Source organism: Pseudomonas sp. GW823-FHT02C02, assembly GCF_058797635.1.
The window spans coordinates 96,344-122,431 of sequence record NZ_JBXAJV010000017.1 but is presented as its reverse complement, the minus strand read 5'-3'; the positions used below and the strand labels follow the sequence as shown (position 1 = coordinate 122,431).

Here is a 26,088-nt window from a genome sequence, read left to right as displayed (position 1 = left end):
ACTTAGGGTTGACCGCTGGCTCAACTGGAGCTGGGGTAGTGGTGGCTGACGACTCAGTGGCAAGTTCAACAGCAACAGTCTGTGGTGAGTCCGCCGAAGGCTGCTCGACAGCAGGCGCTACATCGTCGAGGAACCCGGGAATAAACAGCTCTTCGTCTTGGGCTTCCTGCAGGTCGAGCTCACGAGCTTTAGCAGTCCATTGATTGAAACGATCAACGGCACCGTCGATCAGCTGCTCGGGGAATTTGCCCTCAGCATCCGGACTGACCAGCAACACCGTCGACCGATCACGGTCCTCAAGGAAGGCCTTAGGCAGCTTCACCAACCAGGCAGCAGCTGATGCCTGATCTGCCAGTGGTGGGAAATGGATGGCAAGAATCTTTCTCTCAAAGAAATAGCCTTGCTTGCCCCCAAGCTCAAGCAATGCCTGTTTGGCAGCTTCAGTGCCCCCTAAGGCGACGAAAAAAAACTTTCCCTCGGAATTGCGCCACATCTCAAGCGCAGCCCCGTAGGCCTCAAGGTTAAGCCACCGGATCGGCTTCATCGCTAACCTCCATAAAGTGCTGGGATTTCGAATTCTGTGCTTCGTACAACACATAAACGCGTTGTCGATTAGCCCTGTAAACAACCTCAGTTGAGCGCAGCAGCCGGAGCGCCACAACTTCTATCGTGTTGAATACTCAGTACTATAACATCGGCCAAACATATGTCCAAGCCGACTAAACACCACAATCCTTATTCCTTTATGGAACATAGCGCGCAAATCTTAGATCGGTTTTGCCAACCCGCTTTTCGTTACATAGCGCCGGCACGGCGTAAACAATAGATTTTACACATACAAAATATTGTACTATTGAACTGACGATAGCATTTACAGGCAGCCTCAGCCGCTCTTGGAAGGAACACCTCTATGCGCATAAAAACCATCGCCATTGCCACGGCCCTCTCGCTCACGCCGATGCTTGCCTCGACAAAGGCATACGCTGCTTACGACACGGCGCTGCTTGCCGCAATCTTGCAGCAAGCCATCGCGCAGCTGATCCAACAACAAACAATCAACACCACTATCGATGACGGGCTGGGCAACGTCGAGGGCGCAGTTAAATCCACGGAGCAGACCATCAAGCAAGAGTCGGAACAGAACGCCCGAGCGATCGTCAACGGCCAGGTAAGCGTCTACAACCAACAGAACCAAAAGGATCAGCAGGCCTCGACGTTCTGCCAGGAAGATCAGGTTCTGCCGACTCAACTCGGCAAAGCAGTTACCCAGAAAACCTATAGCCGCCAAACCAGTCTGTACAACAAGTACAACGCTGTGGATGCCGTGCGCGAGCCCGCGAAATTCACCGCGAAGCTGAACCGCGACGTGAAGTCCAACGTGACCGAAGCCTGCGATCCCAGGGTCCTGCCTCCGGTTGGCAAGAAGGACCTCGACAACGGGCCCTCCCCAATGAGCTGCACGGAAACCCAAATCGAGCTCGCCACCTCCGTGGCAAGCGGCAGAAAACCTGCTCCGCAGCCACCAGACGCGCTGAAAGAAACCGACGTCGGTGAAGTGCTGCAGCAAGAGATTGATACCTACAACTTCCGGATGTCAGCCGTAGAAGGTGCGATTGGTTCGTCGATGAGCGAAGAGATGGATGCCAAGCTTGATGCTTATCAACGGCTATTCGCCTCTCCCACCATTGAAGAGATCAATGCCATGAGCGGCACCGGCGGGATTTCCCGCGACGCCCTGGTGCAGCAGCAACTGCAGAATCAGTTACTCCTGAACATCTTCAAGCAGTCTGTCGAGCAGCAGCGCCTGCTCGCGATCCTTGTATCGCAACGCGAAGAGGACCACCGCAAACAGATCGGTGCACTCATTAGCAACTCCGGCCGCCAGTAAGGAATGCCTCCCATGACGACAGAGCATCAACCGCCGGCCGCGCCGGAAGCCCCACAAAGATCCAGACGCTCCAAAGCCCTTACCGGACTTGGCTGGCTCACTGGAGTCACCCCAACCAAAATGGCGATTCAGGAAGTCAGCTCCATGGCCCGGATCTCGGGTTGGGCTCTCGCAAGTTTGAAGGGAATGATCAGCTTCAACCGCGCGCAGGCGAAGGACGATGCTGAAAGCGCGAGAAAAGCACCTGAACGGTTTTGGGATGAACTGGTGGTCAGTGCCAACATTACGGATAAGTCCTTGCGCATGCGGTATGCACTCGCCTACTGGTTCAGTTACCTCCTCTTCACCGGCCTCGCCGGCGGGATCGGCATGGTTGCCACCATCTACTCCATCCCAATGGCCTTGATCGGCAACGTCATGCTGCTCAATGTGTTGTTGATCATCTACATATCCAATCTGCACAAGCTGTACACCGCCCGGGAGCAGAAGGTGATCACCATTCCGGCGTTCATCAAGCAAATCATCAAAAACCCAGGCCTGCTGTTCCCTATACCGCTTCCGAAGGACTTCAAACTTCGGATCGCCGCCCCGCCTAAAGGAGAAACCCCATGAACTCCTTCTCCGCACTTGTCCTGGTGTGGCTGTTTGGCACCTGGATGTTCGATGCCGGCGAGCTTTCAAGCCTTGGTAGCGTACACGCTACCGAAGTTACGCCGCTCACGATTTTCGCCAGTTACTTTTCGATCGTCGGCCTGGCAGGATTCGGGATCCTTTCGTCGTGGGCCATGTTTCTCGGGATTTTCCGCCTCCGGCAGAACGGTAACTTTTTTGGTCAACGGGACGGCAATGAGGCGTTTTTCTACCCACTGCGAGTGATCCTTGCACTGACCCTCTGCGCTCCCGTTATTCCGGTCTCAAGCGTCGGTGGTTCAGACATTGTGCTTACTCCAGGGCACCACCTAATTGGTGGCATTGCCAAAAGTGGCAGCCGTTGGGGAGATGATGCGCAGACCCAAAGCTTCAAACTGATGCACACTTACAACCTCTTCAACGAGCCCAGCTATGAGGTCTCCATCAGCAAGCCTGAAGCGAAGGGCATGATTGGCAACTGGCTTACCCTGGCAACGTCGGCCACCGGCTACTACGTCCACAAGAACCCTCAGGACCACTTGGCCGGCATCAGTGCAACTGACCTGGCCACCAAGCTGATGGAGGGCGCCTGGCGCCGACAGTACACGGACAGCTCGAAACCTGGTTACTACGGACCAGCATCGTCGACGGATCAGTTCATCAACGAGATTCTCAACAACACCTCGATCCCCTTGATCCCCCCTACCGACGCTATCGCTGCCGCGATCAAGCACAGCGATCCCACAGTCGCCGAGGGCGCCGGAGAAGGCACTGTTGGGCATGAGATGGGGTCTGAGAACTTCCTCTGCAGCTACACCGGGGCCAGTGGGTTCGCGGCGTCGATCGTCTGCTCCGACGAGCAGATTGCGCTGCGCGTGGCCAATGACAAATCCATTTCCCAAGGACTGGCCTCTGCACAACGGCAGATGTGGCAACGACTCGTACAAACACAACTGAGCCGTCACCTGAGTGTCAAGAACAACGCTTCCGCGGCGCAGGCAGCTGCACTCTCTACCTCTGCTCAGACGTACCTTGAACAAGAGGTTGACTGGTACACCACCACCGCGAAGGACGTGATCCGCCAGACCATCGCCGGCAACCTCCTCGCCGAATCCGAAAGCTACTTTGAGTCGCTGCAGGAATGGGGCTGGATGATGGGAGGAACCTTTGTGTTACGTGCAGCAAACGACTTCACCCGGGCGCAGGGATATGCATCCGAAGGCACGTCCAAGCTTTACCCTACCAGCAGCCTGGCCGACCTCACGGTAGGCGACGATCTGACCAAGCTGACCATGAATCAGGTCGATCGGGAGCTACAGGGTAAGGGCACCTCGACCAACTTCAAGGAACTGTTCGGACTCAAGATCCTGGGCACCGACCCATCCAAGGCCAACCTTTATACCGTTGCGGCTTTCGGCCGGGAGCTCGCCGGCACCGGCATGATGTTTGTCAGTGGGAGTGGTCTGTCCTGGCTGACCAACCAGAGTAAGGGCTTTACCAAGGCTCTGTTTCTGATCGGCATCGTCCTATTGATCGGTGGCGCGCTGATTGGCTACGTATTGCCTGTCGTCTTCGCTATTTTCGGGCTAATGGGCGTAATCAGTTGGTTGACCTTCGTCGCCTCTGCCTTTTTCGGGGTCACGCTTTGGGGGGCCGCCCAAGCGGCGCCGAAGGGTGAAGAACATACCTCGCAAATGGCTGGCAAGGGCTGGAACACTCTGATCTTCATCGGTTTTTATCCGGCACTTGCGGTAGGCGGGCTCGCCGCGGCAGTGACCATTACCAGCATCGGCCTGCCGATCGTCAATACCATCATGTCCGGACTTTGGGGAATGATGGACAACGGCGTTGCGGACCTTAGTCAGCCCTTTGACGCACTTGCGGGCGTATTGATCGGCTCGGTAATGATGGTGTTGTTGACCTGCTTGCTTTTCTGGTCGGTGTGCATCACCTCCGCTTCGCTGATCACCAACTTTCCAAGGACCGTGCTGAACATGATCTCTTTCTCGGAACCTGGCCTTAATCCGTATGAAAATACGGCCCAGGGAGTCATGGGCGGCATCAGCGGGATGGTCAAAGCTCCGCTGTCGATCGCGAGCAACACCCTTATGCGCAGGTTTGTTACTCCTGGTGGTGCACCTGGGGCACCCGGCGGAGGCGGTGTATAAACCGCGAGATCGAACGAAGAACCCTGGTCACGGCCGGGGTTTTTTCTGTCTGAAATTGCAGGCGAAAAAAAGGGCGCCCATTCGGTGCGCCCTTCTATTGCAGCTTGTGCCACATTCATACTCGATACCCGCAAACCTGTCAGAGATAGTTCTTGAAGAACACTGGGAAGTTGTTGGCCAACGCCTGGTGTATGGTGCGACCGAACTCATACCTGGTGGCGACCTTGTAGCCATCGCCAGCCGAGTAGACTATGTGCACGCCATCCAGTTGACCTGCAGCTACGCCACCTATCTTCTGAGCCGCGTTAGGTTTCAGGTTCTCGATGAATTTGCCATCGATGTACAGGGCATTCACATAGACATCATCGGCGACCTTGGTCACCTGGTAGTGGTAGACCTTGCCAGGCAGGTTTTTCAGCGGTGGGACGTTCTGGTTAAAATAGGCGGTGGCATCCGCGTCCCATTTAGCAGGCCAGACCTCGCCATTCTTTTGGCCACCACAGCCCACGACCACAGCAGCGGCAACCAGCAGTGCGCCCAGAACGCTCATCAGTTTGATCTTTTTCATGGTTTTGCTCCTTGCCCATCACTTGGGCGACTGCACATTCGTTGTGCCTTTGTAGATATGAAAGCATATATTTCGATAAGTTCAAAGGCTCGGTAAAAAAAAGAAAGCCCCACAGTCAAGCACTGATGGAAAATCTCTCATAAAAGATGCCGCGTCTTGAAAGTTTGCCCCGGGGCACGAGCTTTGGTCACCGTATCCTTTACCAGCAGATCACCTGGTCGGGGCTGGATTTTCCATGATCGCGATGAACGCACCGGCGCTAACGGCGCGGCTGTACAGGTAGAGCGCTTCACCAACTCATTCTGAGCTGTCCCCTGCATTTGCTGATAAAGCGCTATACCTGTACCGCCGGACGCAAGCACTATAGGCACATGGCCAGCCTCAGCAAACTTTTTCTAGAAATCCTCCCGTGCAAAAGCCTTCTCCATTGCGCTTTCTCGGGTAATGACTCCCTTCGATATCAGGCCCTTGAGACACATGTCGAGCGTCTGCATACCGAGCGCGCCGCCGGTTTGAATTGAGGCATGGAGCTGCGCGACTTTGTCTTCGCGAATAAGGTTTCGGACCCCAGGCGTCCCGAGCATCACTTCATGAGCAGCAACCCGCCCTCCCCCCGTCTTCTTCACCAGGGTCTGTGATACCACTGCATGAAGTGACTCAGAAAGCATCGATCTCACCATCGACTTCTCTGCAGCCGGGAACACATCAATCACCCGATCCACGGTTTTTGCAGCCGAGGTGGTGTGTAACGTCCCAAGCACCAGATGACCAGTCTCCGCAGCGGTGAGCGCCAGGCGTACCGTCTCAAGATCACGTAACTCCCCCACCATAATCACGTCTGGATCTTCACGAAGGGCAGAGCGCAACGCTGTTGAAAAACTATGGGTGTCCCGATGAACTTCGCGCTGGTTGATCAGGCACTTCTTGGACTCGTGCACAAACTCAATCGGATCTTCAATGGTGAGAATGTGCAAGTGCCGATGCTGGTTTATGAAATCGATCATAGCAGCCAAGGTCGTAGACTTTCCGGAACCCGTTGGTCCGGTGACAAGTATCAGGCCGCGCGGAGCTTCGACGATTTTTCGAAAGACTTCGCCCATACCAAGCTGTTCCAGTGTCTGCACTTTGTCTGGGATCACGCGGAACACAGCACCGGCACCTCGGCTCTGTGTAAATGCATTGACTCGAAAGCGAGAAACACCTGGAATTTCGTAGGCATAGTCTATTTCGAGGTCAGCCTCATAGGCTGTTTTTTGGGCATCCGTCATGGTTGCCATGATCCATTCCCGAATAGCTTCGTCCGGGAACACCGGCAGATTGATTCGCCGCATGTCGCCATCGATCCTGATCATTGGCGGAAGGCCAGCCGACAGGTGCAGATCCGAAGCGCCCTGCGTCAAGCAGAACGATAAGAGTTCTTGAATGTCCAATTTTATGCTCCCGATCCCGGTTTATGCTTCGAACTTGGCCGTGTGTTTGCACTTCGGAAAACCGGAGCATGCCCAGAAGGGTCCCTTAGAGCTCTGGCGCAAGACCAGGTGCTTCTTCTTGCACTTCTCACACAGTTCGCCAACTACCGCGTCCGCTTTGGGGATCGGCTTGCCGTCTTGGGCAGCCTTCAGGCTGGTTTTGCACTCGCGATCGCTGCAGGCCCAGTAGGGTCCGAATTTTCCGTTCTTCAAGTACGCCATCGGCTTGGAGCACGTCGGGCAATTGGTCGCAAAGCCATTAAACTCGAAGATGGGCTTCATGGCGTCAGCTCGCTCTTGGTTCATGCCTTTCTGCTTATAGAACAGTGCGCATCGTTCGACAGCGTTGTTGGCGGCATCCATGGCTTTTTCGAACGAAATCCTTTCGAACCGCACATGGTCCATGTAGTCCTCCCAGATCGCGGTCTGACCTGGATCTTTGAGGATGTCTGGAATGGACTGGATCAAGAGAAGGGACTTTTCAGAGCAATCGATATCCCCTTTTTTGGGCCCAGGGATAATCAGTTTGCGATTGCGAAGTTCTTTGACCATGTTGGCCCGCGTGGCTTCAGTGCCAAGGCCAGACGTCTCTTTCAACCGTGCACGCTGCTCAGGGGATGTTACAAACTTGTGCACGTTGATCATGTCATCAAGCAACGTACCTTCGGTGTAATAAGGCGGTGCTTTGGTGACACCCTGCTTGACGTCCACCCGCTGAACGAGCGCATCCATCCCGTCCTTTAAGGGTGGAAGCTGCTTCGTTCCCTTTTCGCTGTCATCCTGGGTGGATTCCGCGGCTTTGGGCTCCAGCGCCTTGAACCCCAGCTTCAGCGGAGTTACCCCTGACGCCTTCAGGAGAATGCCGCCGGCGGGCAGCGTGGCGTCGACCTGGTTGTATTCGTAGTCAGGCGAAAGGGCACGGATGTAATAGAGCACGATCAATTGGTACAGGAGCTTCTCGTCCCCGGACAGCCCAGTTGGGATCGACGTAGTTGGCAAGATTGCATGGTGGTCGAAGTTCTTTTGAATCTCCGAGTCAGGCTGAATGCGGTCTTTCCGGTAGATGGGCGATGGGGTGCCGGTGATAGACAGAGAGGGCACCCAGCCCGCGCCTTCCAGGCCGGCAAGGATACCTGGCACGTCCGGGATCTGTTCCTCGGGCATCAAATTGCAGCCCGTGCGCGGGTAGGAAATGTACTTGGCGTCGTACAGTGACTGACCAATATCGAGGGTGTGATCCAGAGTCCATTTCCAGCGGCGGCTGCATTCTTTCTGCAGATCGGATTGACTTGGGAATTTCGGGGGCGATTCCCGTTTGTCATTCGACTCGACGGCCAACTGTCCGCGGGTGCCTTGAATGGAGGCAGCCAGAGCATCGGCTTTGGACTTTTCCCACAGACGGTGCTCATGCCCTTTCGGAGCAAAAGTCATCACGACATCGCCCGCACTGGTGTTCACCAGCGCGGCCAAGGTGAAAAACACCTGAGGTGTGAAGTTGACGATCGCCAAATGGCGAATCACCACCAGATTCAACACTGGTGTCTGAACTCGGCCAATTGGGAACACCGTGCCCGACGGTGCGAATGTTAGCGTAGCACCTCGACTGTTGGTCATTCCCCACATGTAGTCGAATCGTGAGCGCACCAAAGCAGCTTGGTGCAACGTATCAAACTCACGGCCGTCACGCAGCTTGTTCCAGGCAGCCCTCAAACTCGCTTCGTCGAGAGACGACGACCAGAACCGCAGCAAGCGGTATTTGGAGTTACCAGAGAGATCGATGAGCTCTCTTCCGATCAACTCGCCCTCACGTCCACAGTCGGTCGCGATAATGATCTCGTCCGCCGACTTGAGAAGGCGCAGCACGGTTTTCAGCTGCTCTGCCTTGTCCTTGTATGCGGCCATTTTCCAGGTCTTGGGAATGATCGGCAGATTCTCCAAGTCCCAGTTTTTCCAGCGCGGCTCCAGGTCGCCCGGCTCAACCATCTCTACCATATGACCGATTGAATGGGTGAAGATCCAGCCATTTTTCGCCTTGTGGTAGCCAGCCCCGCTTTCGGCGATGCCGAACAGCGATGCATGAACTTTTGACTGAGTCGGTTTCTCGCATAGGACGACGGTTGTCATGGTGCAAAAGGCCTCGAATGATCATTATGCAATGCCGATAATATAACAGAGGCAAGCACGATTAATAATCACCGAAAACAAAAAAGCCAGGCGGGCATCAAGGAAAATCCCTTTCTGCCGGCCTGGCCCTTATGCTCTTTCTCTCGCAGTCGTTAGATACCTTCAACAGTCTGAAGATACTCAGCCACCAGTGTGGCGATTCGTTCTGCGTCGCTTTCGTGATCACAGGAAACTTCTATTTTCCCCTTCACCACTTTGATTGTTCCGATCGGACGCGCCTTTGAATACAACGCCCGCGGCTCGGTTCTCGGCGGCTCCTTGCCAGCATTCAATTGATCCATAATCCAACGAATCGCGCCCTGCTGAGCAAGCTTTCCTTCGCTCATGCTGGAGACCGCCTGAAGGACGACGCTCTCATCGCGCTTGGACAGCTCGACGAACTTCAAAACATTCTTCGTACCAATCAAGCGCGGCTTCTTTTTCAGGTAGTCCTGGATGCTTTCAGGAAGACTCAAGAAGCCGAGGCAACGACTCACGGTCGACTGGTTGACACCCACGCGACGCGCCAAGGCACTCGCCGACATGCTGGGGTTGTCGTTCATGATGCTTCGATAGGCCTTGCCCAATTCAAAGTCAGACAGACCGGCTTCGCCCTGATTGTCGGCCAGCGCCTCGATCTTCGCTTCAGCGTCGGAAAGCTCACAGACCCTGGCCCGGATTTTCTCCCAGCCCAACAGGAGGTGCGCTCGCCACCGACGCTCGCCACCGACCAACTCATATCGGCCATCGCTTTTCTTTCGCAAGATGATCGGCCTGCGCAACTCACCCGCCTCGCGGATCGAGACTGCGAGCAGATCAAGCTCAACCTCATCGATGACAAGCCGAGGCTGATACGGTGATGGGTCGATAAGGCTTACCAACACGTCGTCAGGTTCGGATTTCACGAGAGCGCCATTGCCGGCGGCGGCGTCAGTAGCCGCTGTCTCAGGCGGATTGATAGCAGTGGGTTTCACCTGCGCATCATCGTTGAGCAGGCCGCGCTCAGCCAAAATGACGTCGAGGCCGACATCCAGCTTTTTATCAGGTAGAACGGAAGGCGCTCGAACACCCTGAATGTGGGCCGGCGCTGCAGCGGCCGGGTTCTGCTCGGGAATATGCCTGTCCTGCCCCAATGGCCGCACTTGCTTAACCATTCTCACCACCTCGCAATCTGGAGTACCTATGCACCGTGCATAGCTCCCAATCTGTTCAAAACCTATAACACCGATTATGCACCGTGCATAGGTCAAAAATTAACCAGCTATGCACCGTGCATAGTTTTATCCCTGACCCACCGTGCTCCGGATACGGCTTAGAACTTCCGAGAAAACGCCACGCATAGCTCCCAGGGAATTTTCTGACCCAGACTTCCAAGCCATAATCGGCACGCCTTCTTCCAATGCTTTCGAATAATCTTCAGAGAAAAAAAGCCTTCCGTCTGTGACGCGACCAGGGAACAGCTCAGACAAGCGTGTGAGGTTTGCGAGAATGCGAGGGCGATTTTTGATAAACATGGTTGGGATCGCAATGATCTCAGGGGATCGCTGGAAGTCCTCCTTGAAAGCAGCCAGCTTTCCAGCAAGACGAGAAAGAGCCCGAAAGGAAAACCGATCCATGCGGACAGGGCAGACGAGAAAATCGCTGGCAACCATGCTGTTGCGCGTGATGAGTGAGCCCGACGGCGCGTTGTCGAAAATAATCACGTCATACCCGGAAAAATCGCAATGTGGCAACAGGCCCTTACGTGCCTTCTCGATATGAGCCGCATACCTGAAATCTGAGTTATTGGCTGCGCCGAGTGCAATATCCAAATCGTCCAACGACTCTTCGGCAGGGATCAAATGCGGTCCGTACTCACCGAATGGCTTTTTGATGACCTGCTCCAGCGTCATGGGCGGGAACATATTGTTGATGCCCAGCAGGTTGCCGAAATGACCATTGATCGCACGATCACCAGAAATCCCCATTTCTTCCAGTTCTTCCGGCGTAAGGTCGGGATCGTACCCCAACATACTAGACGCATCGGCTTGCGGATCGTTGTCAATCAAAAGGACCCTCAAGCCTTGGAACGCTAATTCCATAGGCAGATTGACGGAGCAGGTAGTCTTTCCGGTCCCACCCTTTTGCACAAACATCGAAATGGTGATCGGCCTCGACAACCCCTTTGTCAGTCCCTTCTCACGACGCAAAAAGGCGATCTTGCAAATGTCATCGACTGTGTAGGCACGAGCGGAAATGGCTCCGCGCGGCACTCGGCGGATGTCCAGTCCATGGTCACGCTCCACAGCCTTTAACGTCTGAATGTTCAGACCAAGCGCCTCGGCCGCAAACTGAGGCGGGAGATACAGCGAGCTAAAATCAGCGTAGGGGTAATTTTCTTGAGTCGCATCGTAGGCCATCGCTAACACCTTTTTGGGTGGATATGTCCTATTACCGTATACGAAAGAAAATTCATGTCAAAGAAATATATGGTTAAAAGCGCTTTTTTGGCATTAAACCGTATATTCAAAGCCATTTTACGCCTAGAGCCATGATGCAGAAGGGGGAGGGGAGGGGAGCTAGGATGGCGTGGGAGATCAACACCCACTTATCTGGTCTGGCGAGGTGGCCAGCCAAGCAGGCCACCTTACATTACCGCGGTTACATATTGGGCAAGGTCATCTGGCGATCCTTACGCTGGCTGCGTGGCAAGCCCAAGGACTGCTCAGAAGCCGCCATTCGCTTGGATCCCGCCATTACTTGCTTGATCCATTCCTTGCCTGGGTAGAGGGTAAACTCAGCGTCAATGATCGACGGCCGGCCGCGGGGGCGGCGAGCCGGATACAGTTCTTCGACTTTATAATCCTCTAACAAGCCATCCACTTTCATCTTGTCCAGCTCCTTGCAGATCGCCTGGAGACTCCCGCTGAGCTTTACGTGTGAGAGCCCTGCAGTGAGCCTCTTGAGATCGAGCAGCCTGAAGGTAAATGGCAGTTGAGAGGAAATATTCGGCACCAGGTAATGCATTAGCCGAATGAGATAAGCACCAGGTGGCGTATAGCCCTTGGTGATTCCCATCGGGAACTGGCGGTAGGTGACATTCTGAATGGCATGAGCAATTAATGGATGAAGCTTTACCGACCAGACATCACTACCGATGGCCACGTCCGCTTGTTCTTTGTTGCGCTCGAATCCTGGCAAAATGGCTTCACGCTGATCACGCTTATCATTGTTGGAGCCGATGGTCATGATAGAGGACGAGAGAACCTCAAGCGCTTCACGGATCTGCCCGTGACTCAATGTGCTGCCCATGGATTTGAGAATCCGCGCGAGATCCCTGATGGAAAATTTGACGTAATAGGAAACTTCGCCGTTGTCGGAGTGGGCCTCTGCCTGCGCGCACGCATGATGAATCAAGGCCTGCTCGACTGCCTGCTCTTTAACACCCGGGAAACGCCGTTGTGGCTTGGCATTTTTGGTTTTCGGGTAAAAAGTGCCTGGAAACAGCGTGACCTTGGCTTCCTTCCCGCCAATGTTGAAGTCAATCTGATGATCGTTTGGGACAATGCCGGAAGGGTTGTTGAGAAAGTCGCCTGAAAACTTTGGGATCTGTTCCCAGAGCATGATCACGTTCGACAGCTCAGCCCTCTCTCCATCACTGTTGCAGAGGAACCCCTGGAATAATCTCAGTGCCTCAGCCGGCCTCCGTTCAGGGGTGACCGGCGCAGGACTGAAGGTGCCCTCGGGTCCGAAGAAAAGCAGCTTCTCTTCCTGAACTGGTGTAGTAGAGGCCATCCGGTTGCTCCTTTGAATGGATGATGACGTCGTTCAACGCCTGAATGTGCGAACGATAGACGGCTGCTTAATACGTGCGCAACCGGCGCGGGAGATAAACCCCGCGATAATCGGGAGATGCAACGCCATTTATTCCGGAAAAGAGTCGGATATCTCGTTTTCTCCTCGATCTGTAAGCCCGTGTTTTCCGAACCGCCTGGCTTGGCAGGCCGTCAAACCTCGCCTGTCCAAACCAGGCTACGTGGGAGATCAATCGGCTTTTATTTGGCATATTCCACATGAGTCCCCGGGAGATGAAGCGCTCTTAAATCGAAAACCTCACGGGAGACAAATCTAGCTTTAATCACTAACTATCTAATTTTATTGGTTTTATTGCGTTGCTCGACAACCTACCCGCGGGAGACAAATAGCCGTTTAATACCCAGAAACAGGAGGTATTCCGGGTCTTGAAATCGTGTAAAGCCTCACATTATCAGCAGGTTATGCGCGGGAGACAGAATCAACTTTAATTGTTCCAGCCATCTACGCACGCCTTGCACAAGTGGTGTTGAGGGATAGCCCCCCGGTTAAACCCGCTTCACACCACCGCTCGGGCGGGAGATCGATCGGCAGTTAATACCAATAATGGCCAACGGAGGACCGTTCGTCGCCCGCCAATCCAAAGGAGGAAGATCCTCCAGGGGCACAAACCGCGGGCTCGCCAACATGGGAGACAGATTGGTTTTTATTCACCCACAACGACGATCATCAAAGCCTGGACCGCAACCGACACCTAGGGGTTGGCGGGAGACAGATATGGTTTTAATCCCGAATGACAGACCAGCACGCGTCAGCGGGAGATATATCCCGTCTTATTCACCAGGCACCTGGTCCCCATCGTGCTTGAGTGGCGGCTATGCTACGGTTTACACAGCAACGATCACTTCCAGCCAGTAGCTCATTAAAGGCCCGGGAGATAAACCAGCATTAAAGCGGGAGACAGAAGGCGTTTTATGCCTTTTTTGTTCGTTTATTGACCAACATAATTCCCAAAAAAAGAGTGTTGCTGGCAAAACCCGGGAGATAGACCGTTGCTTAATACTGAATACCCGGGAGACGAAGAAGCGTTTATCCATGAGGACATACCGGAAAACGCCGTCAACCCGCTCAAATCCGGGAGATAAATCACTCGATATTCTGAAGGCCCGGGAGATCATTCACCGTATTACCGGGAGATGCGCAGCAGGTTAATTGGGAGACAGAACGCCGCTTATTCAGGCTCGTCCCCAGCAAACTCAAGGGTTTCAGGCGAGCTCCCTTCTTTTGCTTTTATCCTTCTCCTTCATTCTTTTATGAGAAGGCTCAAAACAAGATCGTGAAACTCGCCTGAACACGGCAGGTGACAAGCAAGTCACTATTGCCGCCACAGATACCGGCCGAGCTTCTCAGCTGCTGGATCAGCATTGAGATCCTTATAAAGCTGCGCCTTCAGTCGCTCAGTTTTATCAGCTGCAGCACCACCAGTGGTCGCACCAGGCTGCTTGCTGCCGCCCTCCGCCATCAGCTCGGAAGTCACCCCATCGGGCCCATCAAACGACTTGGGGTCGGTTTGAATTTCGTTCATCGAGCTACCACCTGCGGCAACCGCCAGAAGAGTGAACGACGACAGCAAGACAAACACACCAATTTTCTTGACCATGCTCACACCCCCTTAACGATCAAAACTCAGATCAGGCTCATCGGACAACACTGGCTCAACCCGGCCCAAATCATCAGCCCCTGGTCGAGTTTCAGCAGATTTATCTCCCCCAGTATCAAGCTTGCGAGGCAGGATCGACGCGGCATTACTGATTAAGCTGTTCAGTAGTGTTGGCTGGGCAGCCTTCTGCAAGCGCTGGATATCGCTCTGGCTGACTACTTGGATACCCTCGGCTTTGGCTAAGGCGGTCACCAGGTGCATGAATTCCGGGGATCCCTTGAACCACATGGTTTTCCAGCCCGCGGCTTTACCGCATTCAACAAAGGCCTGAGCCACTTCCTGATCCGATGTTCCTCGCGCTTTGCAACTTAGTTTGCCACTGGAAAGATCCATACTGATCTGGCTGGAACGGATCAAGCCACCATCAGTTTTGAAAGTGATTTCATCCCCAGAAACTGAAAAACTCGATCGCAACCCACCTTTCGAGATCGGACGCAGCAGCAGCGCCTTGGCATCAGCCCAGTAAGCTTCGGAAAGGAGTGCAGCAAGCGCATCTGCACGCTTCTTCGCATCAGTCCGGCGGGTTTGATCCAAATCCGCCGGCGTTGCAATTCCACCGGCCTCCTGAAGCTGGCTTTCAACCAATTCCGCAGGAGAATAACCCGGACCACCGGCCTCGAAGATCTGCTCTGTCTGAACGTCTGCGATTGCTTGTTGAGCTTGCTTCTGCAGCAGCGGTTCAGGCTCGGGCATCGGTTCCTCCTTCAGGACCGGGGAGGGAATGTCCTGAACACCTTCGTTGGCCCCTTTCAAGAGGAGGCTGGAGATGTCGTCATCATCGAGAGCCCACAACGGGGTTTGCCCCGCTGGGGCTGCAGGTGTCGCAGCTGCGGATGGTGGGTTGGCGGGTTCAAGTCGGCGCATATCGATTCTCCATTTTACTGTGGTTACACAGTCTCAATAGTAATATAATCGGCATGCACTCGATAGATTATGTATTCCTCACTTTCCACACCGCATTCCTTCTGGATGCGGTTTTTTTTTGCATGGGCCAATTGATTCGCATTGTTATGCTATTCAATGATGCTTTATCCAATTAATGGCCTGTCCTGCACATACAAATCAATCTTGGAATTCGATAATCAGGTTTTTGACAGGCAAAAAAACACCCGCTCAATTGGCGGGTGCAACGCTGCAGCAAGGCCTTACCTAATGACAAATTCAGTCAGGTTTTGTTTGGCGAATCACTTCCTGCACCAGGTGATTGATAATCTCGTCCGGAGCGAGGTTGGGATGCATGACTTTCAATTCATCAATCCGACGCTCAACTGATCCACCAGGGAAAAGCTTTACCAGCCCCTTGAGTGCGGTCAGGTAACCGAGGGCAAGGGCCAGTTTTTGCCTGACGTTGACATCATTCGGCGTTGACGAAAATGCCCACAAGTACATGCTCGGAAGGGGATAGGTGAGGTACTGAATAAGCCGCCCTTTGGACGTCTCGGCAATCAGCAACATATGAGCCCCCTCGGAATCCGCACCACGCACCTTGCTCCTCAGGGCTTCAACGGCTGATTTTGGCAGGCCGAACTTGGTTTCGCACCGGACAATACCTTGCTCACCAGGTGAACCGAGGAAGAAAATCGAGCTGGCCAGTTCAATGTCGTCACCATCAAAGTCCTCATCGCTTTGCGACGCCATCCCGTAGTGGATGTTGAATTTGCGAATCTCACGGCGATCCTGAGAGAACTGCTCCCGGACCTTAGTGAACTTCTTGGTACGATGGTATTCATCGATATCAAGTCGAGAGGGCATGCTCTTTTCGCGGTCCATGGCGCGACGATGGAACTCACGCACCTCCGGGGCGCATATCAGCTCCTTCAACACGTCATCATTGATCCACCATTTGCGCGTCGTCGCGTGGCGCGCGAGCAGCATGATGAGAGCACCTTGCTGCTCGCCCGAAACACCACCCGCTTTCACCACATCTTCGAGGTTAAGCGCCAGGATCCGAGCGTTGGTCCTAAACGTGGTGGGTCCGCTGAAGATATGGGACCGCGTCCAGCTCTGCAGGACACTGGTCATGTATTTAAGCAGCGAGATTCCCAGCCCAGGTACGACCTGCTCACCGTAGAAGTCTGTAATTTCCTGCGTCGAATGAAGCACATCCGCCAGGTCAGGCAACGTTGGCATGGCCCGCCATTGTGCATATTCAGCCAGGATGTATTTCCCCTGATCGAAGAGCAGTCGCGTGAGGTGCTTCCATGTGAGATCTTCTTCCCGGTTCCAGCGTTCGCGGCTGACAATCTCGTCGATATCCTCGTAACCCGCGAGACCCGGCGTATAACGCTTCAGTCGCGAGCTGTTTTCCCCCAAATACATCTTGTAAGCATGCTCGATCAACATCGGCACAACGGTGGAAACCCCTTCAGGCGGGATGTTCTTACCGGCAGATGTGAACAATTGGATGAGGAAGTTCGTTTGGAATACCCGTTCCACCGTCGTCGGATGCCAAACGCACAACTGAGTGTCGAAAAAATTCATGCAGCAATCTGGTGAGTCCGTGATCCGTCGATAGGACGCTTGCCACAAGTGCTCCTTCGGCAAGATCGACTGCAGCAAAAGGATCATTCCGCTGGACGAAGGGCCGATATCCAGCGTAACGCCTCTTGGAAGCAGTCCAGCCGACGCATACGCTTCAATGTACGCTGCGCGAATCGCCTGCAGCAGCACCGATTTACCGCCACCCATGGGGGCAACGAACAGATCCGAAACGAATTTCTGTATGCCGGCGGCTTGATGCTTGAAAGGGTAAAGGCGCTTGGCTTCGGTCAACATCAGCAATGCGCCCTGCATGTGCCGTTGCCAGATCGAGCCTGGCCGCGAAAACGGCAAGGTGACCAGGGCATGCTTCGAGGGGACCGCGAACGTCGACCCAGCATAGGTAGTCGCCCGATCGCATCCTGGAACGGCATGTTTCAGCAGTTCATCAGGATCGTCCGTATCCTGTCGCCATTGACTCCCACCCCAGGCCTGCAGCTGACTGATGAGCGTATAGATCTGGTGCTGGGCCTCTTCTCGCGTCTTTGCCTGCGTGCACACCTGCATGCGGAAACCACAGAGGTTTTCAGTTTTGGCAATTTCCAGCAGCGTATCCGCATGAGTCGAAATATCGCCGTTTTTACTGGACAGGATTTTTACTGCTTGAGCAACACCCTTGTGCGACCGAACGTAACTGCGCCACTTTTCGGCGCCGGAAAGGAAGCACATCGACGTCCACCAGTGGAAGTTACGAGGCATTTCGTTCACCAGCTGATCGGAGTCAAGCCAGGTGAGCGGGTGGACATACATGTAAGCGACCGCGAAAAAGCGCCCTCCGCGGCTCCCAATACGAACCACACCGTCATCGAAAACGTCCATCATTTCAGGAAGGATCTGGTCTCGCAGGTGAGGTAGCCGCGTATGGTCATCGGCAGGGCTATTCACATTGAAGTACGCACGGTCCCCCTGAACCGCCGGCGCCCAGTTCATCGGAGTCGAATCCGGCAGGTAAAGCCGCCGAATCTCGCGCATGAGGGCGTTGCTATCGATGGGCTCACAGATCTGGGTCACATCGGGCGATTTCATCGCTGCGGTGAACGCGTTGACGTTGCTGTGATGCCGCTGGTAAAGCGTTTGCATCTTGCTGCCCAGTATCTGAGTAAACGCGCTCAACGAACGGGGCAGCCCCCCCAGCAGCCGCTGCGCGCCGCGAGAGTCCAACGCAACTTGCTTTGGGTCGCCCAATGACTGCATAGACGTGGTCACTGTCGCTATGTTGTTTTCCCGAACCGCGCGTCCGGCCAACATTTCCTCACGCGAGGTGATTAACGCCTCAATCGTGACCATGTCGACGTTCAGTCGCCGCCATGTTTCGCGCGAAACATCGGTGAGCATCCGCAAATCCTGTCGAGCCTGATCTGGGTTGACCTCGGTCACCCATTGGATCTGGCAGCCAGGTTGTTGCAGTTGGGCGGCGAGGAGGGTGAACAGAGAGCGCAATGCGTCGTGGCGCTCGGCGTTACCGAACATCCTGTATGCACCGGACATTCGGATCCCACTCATGTAACCCAACCCTGCCTGCAGCTGGATTGTCTTGGCGTCGACCACAGAGATGACTGGCAGACGGGAGGATGAGTATTTCCCGAACAACTCATTCAACCCATAGAGCAGGCTCATTGGTCGAGCCCTGCGACAATCTCATCGATTTTGGCGATCGCCTTCTCGCTAGGTTCGTTGGTCAGCGCGTTGAATTGAAGCAGCAACGCGGGGTCGCGATAACCTTTCACCTTGGAAAGAAAATTAGAGCCCAGAGTGGTTGCCGAAATCCATTCACGCATGGCGCGCTCAAGCTTATTTGTGGATGAAGCCTCTGTCAGATCGCTCACGATATAACCCTCTCTTTCGGCACTTAATGCCACGTAAATACATTTTTTGCATATCTATGCGATTCAATGCTCGCCATGGAGATTCAAAGGCCAACAAAGCGCCTCTACCACTCGCAGCGCTACGAAACGCGTAAATCCAGCTAAATTCTTGAAAAAACACTGAAAACAGATAGAAACAACCTCGTATGACGCAGCGACTCAACCCTCTTGAGCCAGGTACGGAGGGGGCAGGGTGGGGGGCCGAACCACCACTCAAAATGCCTGCCCAGAGTCCAATGCGACAGTCCCGAGTCCAGGCAACCCACCTCGCATGACGACAAACCTACCTCGCATGACGCGGTGTTACTCAGCAGTCATGAGCCGGTCATGGGCGCCTCTAACCCCATCTCCTGGCAAAGGCTGTCCAGATCAGCGATGGCCATAGCGGGAAGGGACACCACCAGGCGTCCGCCGCAGGCGCTGGACATCGGCGTGTAGCCCGCGTCGTACACCTTTTGGGCGTGACGAATCATCATCAGGCGATCATGCGCGGCGACGTAAGCGGCTACCGGCTCCCTGCCTGTGGCAGGCTTGTCGCCCGATGTTGTTCCCAGAATGGCGTAGAGCAAGGACTCCGCGATAAGCCCAGCGGAATATGAGAAGTCACAATCCGGGACCAGTTTCATTCCGTTGGAAGCTGCGGCGAGTTGTTCGCCAAGGCTTTCCACGCGGCTTGGCTTCCATACACCCCGCACCACCAGGTTCGACCGATCCGCATAGAACATTGCCTCCGGCAGCGCGCACCACACTCGCGGATCAGAGTCAGTGGACTGCCGAGCAGCAAACGGCGCGACTACAGCGAGGTCTGGGTCGATATCGCTGATGCTGACCTCGAAAAAAGATCCCAACCCGCCTTCGGTGACCAACCTGTTGCTGTCGGCTTGACCGGACAATGGCTGATAGGTCCAGTCAGCTCGCAGATGAGGAACAGGCAAAGTCATCAACGCCTGCAGATATGGGATTCGCGGGGCGATGTAGGTCCGGGATGTCGCATCGGGGTTGGACTGGACCATCGCGGGGGTCATGTACTCGTGCGCATTCCGAGCAGCGGTAATGAGGGGTGACCCAGCTGTTTGGCGGGCGGCGATACCCAGGAAGTTGTTCAGATACCAATCAAGCCTGCCAAACACCTTGCCGTTCCAGCCCAGATTCGCTTCCAGGTAGCCCGCAATTTCCTGGAACACCTTGAATACAGCTTCAGCCTGTTCCGGTATCGGTGCGTATTCGAGGCCGATCTCATGAATGATGCTGGACATGCTGCAACGCAGCAGCTGATCACCACGCAGGTTCGACTGCTTGTAGAGCTGCCCCCTTTTGAACTCGACGTATCCAACACTGGTGTACCAGACCACTCCGGACGCCAGGTCTGAAAGTCGATTGATCCGACGGCCGCCCTCGGCCGTTACTGCATAGCCCGCAGAGGTCGCGGGATACCGCTTGTCATCGAGGATGACGACGCCCAACGCCGGAATAGCCATTAACCCACCTCATTCTTTGCATTGTTAAGCATTGTTTGTCCTTGAATCTCAAGTTATCGCCATGACCGGCATACCCTCGCTTTTTCGCGCAGCAGAAAGCGCCTGATAGGGCCCGTCGGCTCTTCAGTCGTCGTTAAAACCGTGCGAAGCGATTTGATCCCTGGGAAGAGGGGATCACTTGAGGAAATTGATCTGGCGTTCATTCGCATAGCTATGCGACTCAATTCTGGGCAATGCGATTCGGAATCAAGCTAAGCCTAAAACCGTTCAGAATGAAAGCCTATGTGATGCTTTCGAGACTATAATACTATGACAATACAATGGTAAACCATATATATTTTATATAGTATGACAATACAATAATAGTATAAGCCAACCGAGCCTGTTGGACCGGAGGCTATCTGATGGATCAAAACACGTCAACAACCACTGCATGAGAGGCCATTTCCTTGTGCTAAAGGAATTGCGCTGATATATTTCTGTGCATATTTTTGGAGCGATAAACGATGGCGGAAAAATCAGAGCCCACCATAAGTACGCTGGGTGAATCTCAAACTCTGGAAGACATGGATCGGACAGAGCAGCCAGCTGACGAAGGGCTGCGTAGCAAGCAGTCCTGGAGTGGGGTGGCGTCGTCGTTGGCTAACAACCGGCCGGCGCTGTTGATTGCTCTCGCACTGGCGGTAGGAGTTGGCGTGTACGCCTATGGCAAGGCCCGTCAGACAACAGCAGCTACACCAAACACCATCGTTAACGTTGCTCCGCCGGCAAAGGGTGAGGGGCGAGCAGGTAATGATCCTCGCGTCCAAGGTTTGGATGGCAAGGTCGAGGTCGCAGCACTGGAAGAGGCCAAGCAGAGCAATGGCACGTATGTGCCGCCTCTGGCTGGACCGACAGCGCCGCTTGCACCAAAGGTTGATGCCGCGCCTAAGCCTCCATTGCCACCGCAGCCTCCAGCTGGTGATGGTCAATCAAACAAGACCGCGAATGCACAGCAAGCTCAGGCCGATCAGAAGCGTGCTGACGCGATGGAAAAAGCTTTGGCCATCCAGTTGGCCCGTATATCAGAGCGCGTTGATGGCCCTGCCCGGGTGGTCTCCACGGCGCACGTTCTCGATCAGAAAAAACTGGATGAGGCCCTTGTCGACGGTCTGGATTCATCGTCGCGAACCGGGCTGGGTGGCACCGGCAAATCTTCGACCAAGCTTGGTTATCCGATGGGAACCGTCTGGACCGCAGTATTACCTGGTGGTGCCGACACCGATCGTCCCGGGACGATTCAAGCGGACATCGAACAAGGCCCGTTTGCAGGTCGCAAGGCTCTGTGCAACTTCACCTGGCCAAGTCGTGAATATCTCAACCTTGAGTGTTTCGCCGTCCAACTCGACAAGGAGTCCATCCCCATCAAGATGGTCGCGGTCGGGGCCGACCAGATGCCTAACGTCAAAGCCGAATTCAACGGCCGCTATATCCAGCGGGCCGGCGCACTTTTTCTTGTTGCATTCCCTGCTGCGTACGCAGATGGCTTAAGCCGCGGCGGCACCACCGTCGTGTCGAACGGTGGCACCACTTCAACTCAGGACAAACTGTCCGGCAGCGATCTGGCCATTTATGCAGCAGGTAAAGCCACTGAGCCTCTACTGAAAGAAGCCCAAAAAATGGCAGGGGAAATCAAACCTCAAGCCAAAGTTCCACCAATGCAAATCATCGGCCTGATGCTCGCTGAGGACATTTGAAATGACAGAGCAGTTTTTTGAAGACCTCCCCCGAAGCGAGCGTCGCACCAAGGACGATGAGCACGCTACTGGGGATATGAATGAGCTCGTGCTCCCTCCTGCGGCAGATATGCTGAGTGTTGATGATTTGCTCATCAACAGCGCGCCATCGTCTGCAGAAGCCCCTGTTCCAGTTTCGAGCGCTGACATGCTGGCCGACTTACCGCCCATGCCGACGATTGGCGACAGCCATTCGCCGTCTACGACGGATCCTCATGTAGCGCCTGCTTCCCTGTCAGTAGCACCGCTTGATTCGACTTATTCCTCGATCAACGAACCTGAGTTTGTTCGTCACACCCCTGCGATGAGCCTGGATGAACTCACACTCGTTCAAGCCGATCCAGAGCATGTCGGTTTCACTGAAGCACTTCCCCCAGTGAGCCCTTCGAGTGAGGCGGTGGCGGCGGAAAGTCGCAATAAACCGATTTCGTTCTTTGAAAAGCACAAGCCGAAATTGATTATCGGTGTCCTGGTACTCGCCGTAATCGGATGGAACCAGTACAAAAAACATAAAGCTGAAACCACCGCCGCAGCGACAGCCCCTATTACACAAGTTGCGCCCTATGAAGCGGCTATCCAGAACCTTCAGGCTGGGGCTGACAACGTCTCACACTTAGGTGCAACAGACGCTGGGGCCGCCCTCGATGCAGCCGCAGCTAAAAGTGCCGGCGACGAACTCTTCAACGGCAGCAGTGATGACGACAAGCTGTTCGCTTCCAGTACTCAACCATCGGATGTGAAAGCGCCGATCAATGCCGAAGTAGCTGCCCCCGCGACTCTTCCACCGGCATCAGTTGTTGCGCCGAAGGAAGCTGCGCTCCCGGTCGAGCCGTCGTCACCTACGTCAATTGAGTTGAACGCCGTCAAAGAACAACTGGCACTGGTGAGCAAGGAGCGCGACGACTGGAAACACCGTGCTTTGGAAGCGGAAAAAAACCAGCCGAAGTCGAGACCAGCAGAACCTACGAAGACAGCCGTCGCGCCGATCGTAAAGCCAAAAACACCGGTTGAGAAACCTGTCCAGAAGGTTGTTTCGACCAAGCCGGCGGCTCCTGCTGCCGAAGCCCCCAAAGCAGACGTCCAATACCTGGGGTCGTTTTTGGTCCAGGACAATTGGCATGCCCACATGATCATCGGCGGCAACGTTTACGAAGTCAGTTCAGGGCAGAAAATCGCTGGCATGTCCATCAGCAACGTTTCAGCAACTGGAGCATCCGTAAATGGCCGTGAATACCGCTAACCGAGAAAGCCGTGCACTTATGTCACTCGGCCTTCTGATTGTGCTTTGTTTTTTTGTCATGCCGACATTCGCTGATCCGTTGTTGAACGGCGGGGCCATCGGTGGCGGGTCCTCTGGTTCGAGCGGGAGTAGCGCAGCAATGGTCACCGCTATTGGCGCGTTGGCCGAATCGTTGGTGACCATTTTCGGTATCTATTACGCCGTGAAATCCATGCTGATTTATGCGCGGGTCGTCTCAGGACGAGGCGCTGGCCAGCAGGACAATATGGGCGCCGTCGCCTCTCATTTTTTGGCCGGAGTCATTGCCTATCACTCCCGCTACTTTTTCGCGATCGTGCACAACACGGTCCCAATGATTCCTGACTTTGGTCGGCTCTTGTATGACGCCGATTTGATGTTGGGTTTGATGACATAACCTGGAGCTCAAGATGAAAAACTTTAAAGCGTTGTCTTCCGATCTGTACTGGAAAACCCAAATGGCCGTCGGCTCGATGTTGGTGGCTGGCATGGCTGAGGCAACAACATCAAACCCAATCGGAGCAAACACCTCCGCCCAATTGGGTGAGAGCATCACTAACCTGAACAGCAACATCTCTGGCCTCCCGTTGTTGCTGCTGAACGTCAGTCAGATCGCGGGCATCTTCTTCGCTTATAAGGGCTGGGACAACTGGTCGAAAGTTCAAAAAGGCAATGACCCTGAAGCCAAGCCTGCCAAAACCGCTGGTTACGCCATTGCGGGTGTCGGCGCCTACTTTCTGCCTTCCATGCTCGGTATGGGCGGCGCGACTTTGCTCCCTGGCGTATGAGGACTGACGACGATGGCTTTGTTGCTAGGGGTTAAACGCGGTAACTGGCGTGAAGAGGAAATTCACAATGACAAGGTGTACCTCGACGCCCGCAGCAAAGCCATCAGTCGTGACCATTCAACATGCCAGGAGTGCAGTTGGCAGGCTGACCGTTATCAGGAGGGTCATCATAAAGATGATGACCACACCAACAACAATCCGGCCAACATCATCACTTTGTGTGCCTGGTGTCACCGCTGTCACCACATCGGGCTCGCAGGCGTTTACGAACTGGGGTATGTGGGAATCTCGACGGACCGAAGCAAACCCCTACCCCCTCAGGCGTTTTTGAACCAGGCAACTCGATTTTACGATTGGATCTGTGCCCATCAAAACGCAAAGCCGACGTACGTCCAGTGGGCCTACAACTTCGAAGAGTACCTGACCAATTGCATCGGCGCCGCCGAGCGCGTTTTTGGGTCCTCTGAACTGAACGACGTTGCTGAAATTCTTTCGAGCATGAGCAACGAGGAGTACTCGAAAAGAGAAACTTTGTTTGCTGATGTTCGATTGGTCCACCGTCGCATGCAGGATCTCAATCCAGCTAAAGCGCCAGAGTCGCTGGAACTGGACCGTAGGAAATTTTGGGTGTCGGTCATGAAACAAAGGCTGGGGAGTCCAACTTGATGGAACGAAATTATTCGAACTTTGCAGACCTCTGCATGATGACTAGCGGCGGACAACCCTGGGCATTGGACATGCGCGTGCGATCCGGTAACTCGGTATTGCTTGCCTATCTCGTCAACAGCACCTGCCAATTATTGGTCGAGGCCAATGCCATTTCAGACGGCTTTCAAAAGTCTGATAAAGGGCTGACTGTTGTACCAAGTGGTGCAGGGGATACAGCCTTGGCTCCTCCAGCCCTGGTACTGCTCGCCCTGCGCTATGCAAAGAGCAAACTGGTGGATAACGGCGCATGGCGCGCTGATGCTATCGAAGCCGTTATGAAAGCCTGTCCTGAGGTTGCTTTCGCTGAACCAGGCCAGATGATTTCCCCAGATGCAGCGGGGCATTGGGCGATCAACTTGATGAATGGCGCCTGGCTACGTTCACCTGCTGCTCAGCGAGATCTCGCACCGGAGGCTGGTTATGCTCCTGCGCGATGAAAGACTTCCAAGCGCAGACGATTCATCTACAGGCCAACGCAAACTAGTCAGTCTGCAACTGGTCGAGCCATTGATGCTTGCTTCTCTCCACCGCCCTGGGTTGGGTGAAGGCGTTACCAGTGAGCAGATTGTGAAGGCACAATCGACGCTCCTGTTTCGCACGATCGACCTGTGTGACCGGATCCAGAAACGGTTGCTGGAAAACCCAGAGCGCGCACCGTTCAGCCGACACATTATCGTTCGTGAGATTGTTGGGCTCATCGCTGCGCATTGGCGGGACGGCAGCACGCTCACCGCCGCCGATTTGGCTGCCCTGGCCGAACACGCTGTCGCCAGTGGCATGAAATTGGTTTCCGAACTCAGTCAGGAAGTAGTTCGCCCAGGTGATGATTCTGCGGAGCGACTGAGCAGCGCGGTGGCTGCTTCGGCCCAAGTGATTTTGGCGATGCGTGACAAGGCTTGTCTTGGGCACGATGCGGTCGATCTGTGCAAGGAAATCACGGGGCACATGGCCAAGCTCGTTGTTGATCAAGCGGCTCGCATGCGCAGCCAAAATCAAGCGCCGCAAATTCAATCGTTGATCCAGGTGTGCGCAGGGTTTTATCCCGTGTTGTGGGATGGGGAAATTATGGCTGCCACACGCAAGTTCTCCGCCTTGAGCGGTGACCCGGAAAAATTTCGCATTGAAGTTGAACGACTGAAGATCTGGCCGCTAGACGATTTTTTCCGTCGGGTCTCCGAAGCGATGACTCTGTGCATTGAAATGGCCGCCACGATGCAGCAATTGCTCGATAGCCAGCTCGATCAAGAATCCAGCCCCAATCCCTGAACTCCAGTTCCGAG

Annotated in this window: 22 protein-coding genes; 10 read left to right on the top strand and 12 right to left on the bottom strand. The window is 54.5% G+C overall.

Features of this window, described 5'->3' with window-relative positions; genetic code table 11:
* Positions 1–910: 910 nt before the first annotated feature.
* The 3 genes from AC1ROI_RS26280 to AC1ROI_RS26270 are packed head-to-tail and all read left to right on the top strand — an operon-like array spanning position 911 to position 4,686.
* Entirely contained in the window at positions 911–1,888 is a 978-nt protein-coding gene (locus AC1ROI_RS26280) for a hypothetical protein (RefSeq protein ID WP_102594955.1), read from the top strand.
* Positions 1,889–1,900: 12 nt separating this feature from the next.
* Positions 1,901–2,500 (top strand): hypothetical protein, encoded by a 600-nt coding sequence (locus tag AC1ROI_RS26275; RefSeq protein ID WP_146012964.1) that lies wholly within the window; start codon positions 1,901–1,903, stop codon positions 2,498–2,500.
* Complete coding sequence (locus AC1ROI_RS26270; protein WP_102594953.1) at positions 2,497–4,686, top strand: hypothetical protein; 2,190 nt, start codon at positions 2,497–2,499, stop codon at positions 4,684–4,686. The genes AC1ROI_RS26275 and AC1ROI_RS26270 overlap by 4 nt, the downstream gene beginning before the upstream one ends.
* Positions 4,687–4,825: 139 nt before the next feature.
* Here AC1ROI_RS26270 and AC1ROI_RS26265 read toward each other — a convergent pair whose 3' ends face one another.
* The 12 genes from AC1ROI_RS26265 to AC1ROI_RS26210 all read right to left on the bottom strand — a co-directional run bounded on the left by AC1ROI_RS26265 (position 4,826) and on the right by AC1ROI_RS26210 (position 20,279).
* Positions 4,826–5,254, bottom strand: a complete 429-nt coding sequence (locus AC1ROI_RS26265; protein WP_102594952.1) for a hypothetical protein — start codon at positions 5,252–5,254, stop codon at positions 4,826–4,828.
* Between the two features lie 395 nt (positions 5,255–5,649).
* The gene (locus AC1ROI_RS26260; protein WP_102594951.1) at positions 5,650–6,684 is read right to left on the bottom strand and encodes a type IV pilus twitching motility protein PilT; all 1,035 of its coding nucleotides are present in this window, start codon (positions 6,682–6,684) and stop codon (positions 5,650–5,652) included.
* Between the two features lie 21 nt (positions 6,685–6,705).
* Complete coding sequence (locus tag AC1ROI_RS26255) at positions 6,706–8,847, bottom strand: DNA topoisomerase (RefSeq protein ID WP_102594950.1); 2,142 nt, start codon at positions 8,845–8,847, stop codon at positions 6,706–6,708.
* 152 nt (positions 8,848–8,999) lie between these two features.
* On the bottom strand, positions 9,000–10,040 hold the full coding sequence (locus tag AC1ROI_RS26250) for a ParB/RepB/Spo0J family partition protein (RefSeq protein WP_102594949.1): 1,041 nt from the start codon (positions 10,038–10,040) through the stop codon (positions 9,000–9,002).
* A gap of 126 nt (positions 10,041–10,166) precedes the next feature.
* On the bottom strand, positions 10,167–11,285 hold the full coding sequence (locus AC1ROI_RS26245) for an AAA family ATPase (RefSeq protein ID WP_054076219.1): 1,119 nt from the start codon (positions 11,283–11,285) through the stop codon (positions 10,167–10,169).
* Between the two features lie 241 nt (positions 11,286–11,526).
* Positions 11,527–12,660 carry a hypothetical protein gene (locus tag AC1ROI_RS26240; RefSeq protein WP_102594948.1) on the bottom strand — a complete coding sequence of 378 codons (1,134 nt, stop codon included), beginning with the start codon at positions 12,658–12,660 and terminating at the stop codon, positions 11,527–11,529.
* Between the two features lie 905 nt (positions 12,661–13,565).
* Positions 13,566–13,775: a hypothetical protein gene (locus AC1ROI_RS26235; protein WP_146013455.1), complete on the bottom strand. Its 210-nt coding sequence runs from the start codon at positions 13,773–13,775 to the stop codon at positions 13,566–13,568.
* A gap of 278 nt (positions 13,776–14,053) precedes the next feature.
* Entirely contained in the window at positions 14,054–14,338 is a 285-nt protein-coding gene (locus tag AC1ROI_RS26230; protein ID WP_102595666.1) for a hypothetical protein, read from the bottom strand.
* Between the two features lie 12 nt (positions 14,339–14,350).
* Positions 14,351–15,262, bottom strand: a complete 912-nt coding sequence (locus tag AC1ROI_RS26225; protein WP_102595667.1) for a hypothetical protein — start codon at positions 15,260–15,262, stop codon at positions 14,351–14,353.
* 297 nt (positions 15,263–15,559) lie between these two features.
* A complete protein-coding gene (locus tag AC1ROI_RS26220) occupies positions 15,560–18,553 on the bottom strand; it encodes a putative type IV secretion/conjugal transfer ATPase (RefSeq protein WP_102595668.1) in 2,994 nt (997 codons plus the stop codon).
* Positions 18,550–18,762, bottom strand: coding sequence for a hypothetical protein (locus AC1ROI_RS26215; RefSeq protein WP_146012965.1), 213 nt, complete (start codon positions 18,760–18,762; stop codon positions 18,550–18,552). Before AC1ROI_RS26215 ends, AC1ROI_RS26220 begins: the two co-directional genes overlap by 4 nt.
* Positions 18,763–19,115: 353 nt before the next feature.
* The gene (locus AC1ROI_RS26210; RefSeq protein WP_102595669.1) at positions 19,116–20,279 is read right to left on the bottom strand and encodes a transposase; all 1,164 of its coding nucleotides are present in this window, start codon (positions 20,277–20,279) and stop codon (positions 19,116–19,118) included.
* Positions 20,280–20,785: 506 nt separating this feature from the next.
* On the opposite strand from AC1ROI_RS26210, the gene AC1ROI_RS26205 reads away from it, so the two are divergent.
* The 7 genes from AC1ROI_RS26205 to AC1ROI_RS26175 are packed head-to-tail and all read left to right on the top strand — an operon-like array spanning position 20,786 to position 26,074.
* Positions 20,786–22,015, top strand: a complete 1,230-nt coding sequence (locus AC1ROI_RS26205) for a TraB/TrbI/VirB10 family type IV secretion system protein (RefSeq protein WP_102595670.1) — start codon at positions 20,786–20,788, stop codon at positions 22,013–22,015.
* Position 22,016: 1 nt separating this feature from the next.
* Positions 22,017–23,294, top strand: coding sequence for a hypothetical protein (locus tag AC1ROI_RS26200; RefSeq protein ID WP_102595671.1), 1,278 nt, complete (start codon positions 22,017–22,019; stop codon positions 23,292–23,294).
* Entirely contained in the window at positions 23,275–23,709 is a 435-nt protein-coding gene (locus AC1ROI_RS26195) for a hypothetical protein (protein ID WP_102664761.1), read from the top strand. Before AC1ROI_RS26200 ends, AC1ROI_RS26195 begins: the two co-directional genes overlap by 20 nt.
* Before the next feature lie 13 nt (positions 23,710–23,722).
* Entirely contained in the window at positions 23,723–24,100 is a 378-nt protein-coding gene (locus tag AC1ROI_RS26190) for a hypothetical protein (protein ID WP_102595673.1), read from the top strand.
* Between the two features lie 12 nt (positions 24,101–24,112).
* Complete coding sequence (locus tag AC1ROI_RS26185) at positions 24,113–24,766, top strand: HNH endonuclease (protein WP_102595674.1); 654 nt, start codon at positions 24,113–24,115, stop codon at positions 24,764–24,766.
* A complete protein-coding gene (locus AC1ROI_RS26180) occupies positions 24,766–25,245 on the top strand; it encodes a hypothetical protein (protein WP_102595675.1) in 480 nt (159 codons plus the stop codon). Before AC1ROI_RS26185 ends, AC1ROI_RS26180 begins: the two co-directional genes overlap by 1 nt.
* Positions 25,229–26,074: a hypothetical protein gene (locus AC1ROI_RS26175; protein ID WP_102616852.1), complete on the top strand. Its 846-nt coding sequence runs from the start codon at positions 25,229–25,231 to the stop codon at positions 26,072–26,074. The genes AC1ROI_RS26180 and AC1ROI_RS26175 overlap by 17 nt, the downstream gene beginning before the upstream one ends.
* The last annotated feature ends 14 nt before the right edge of the window (positions 26,075–26,088 follow it).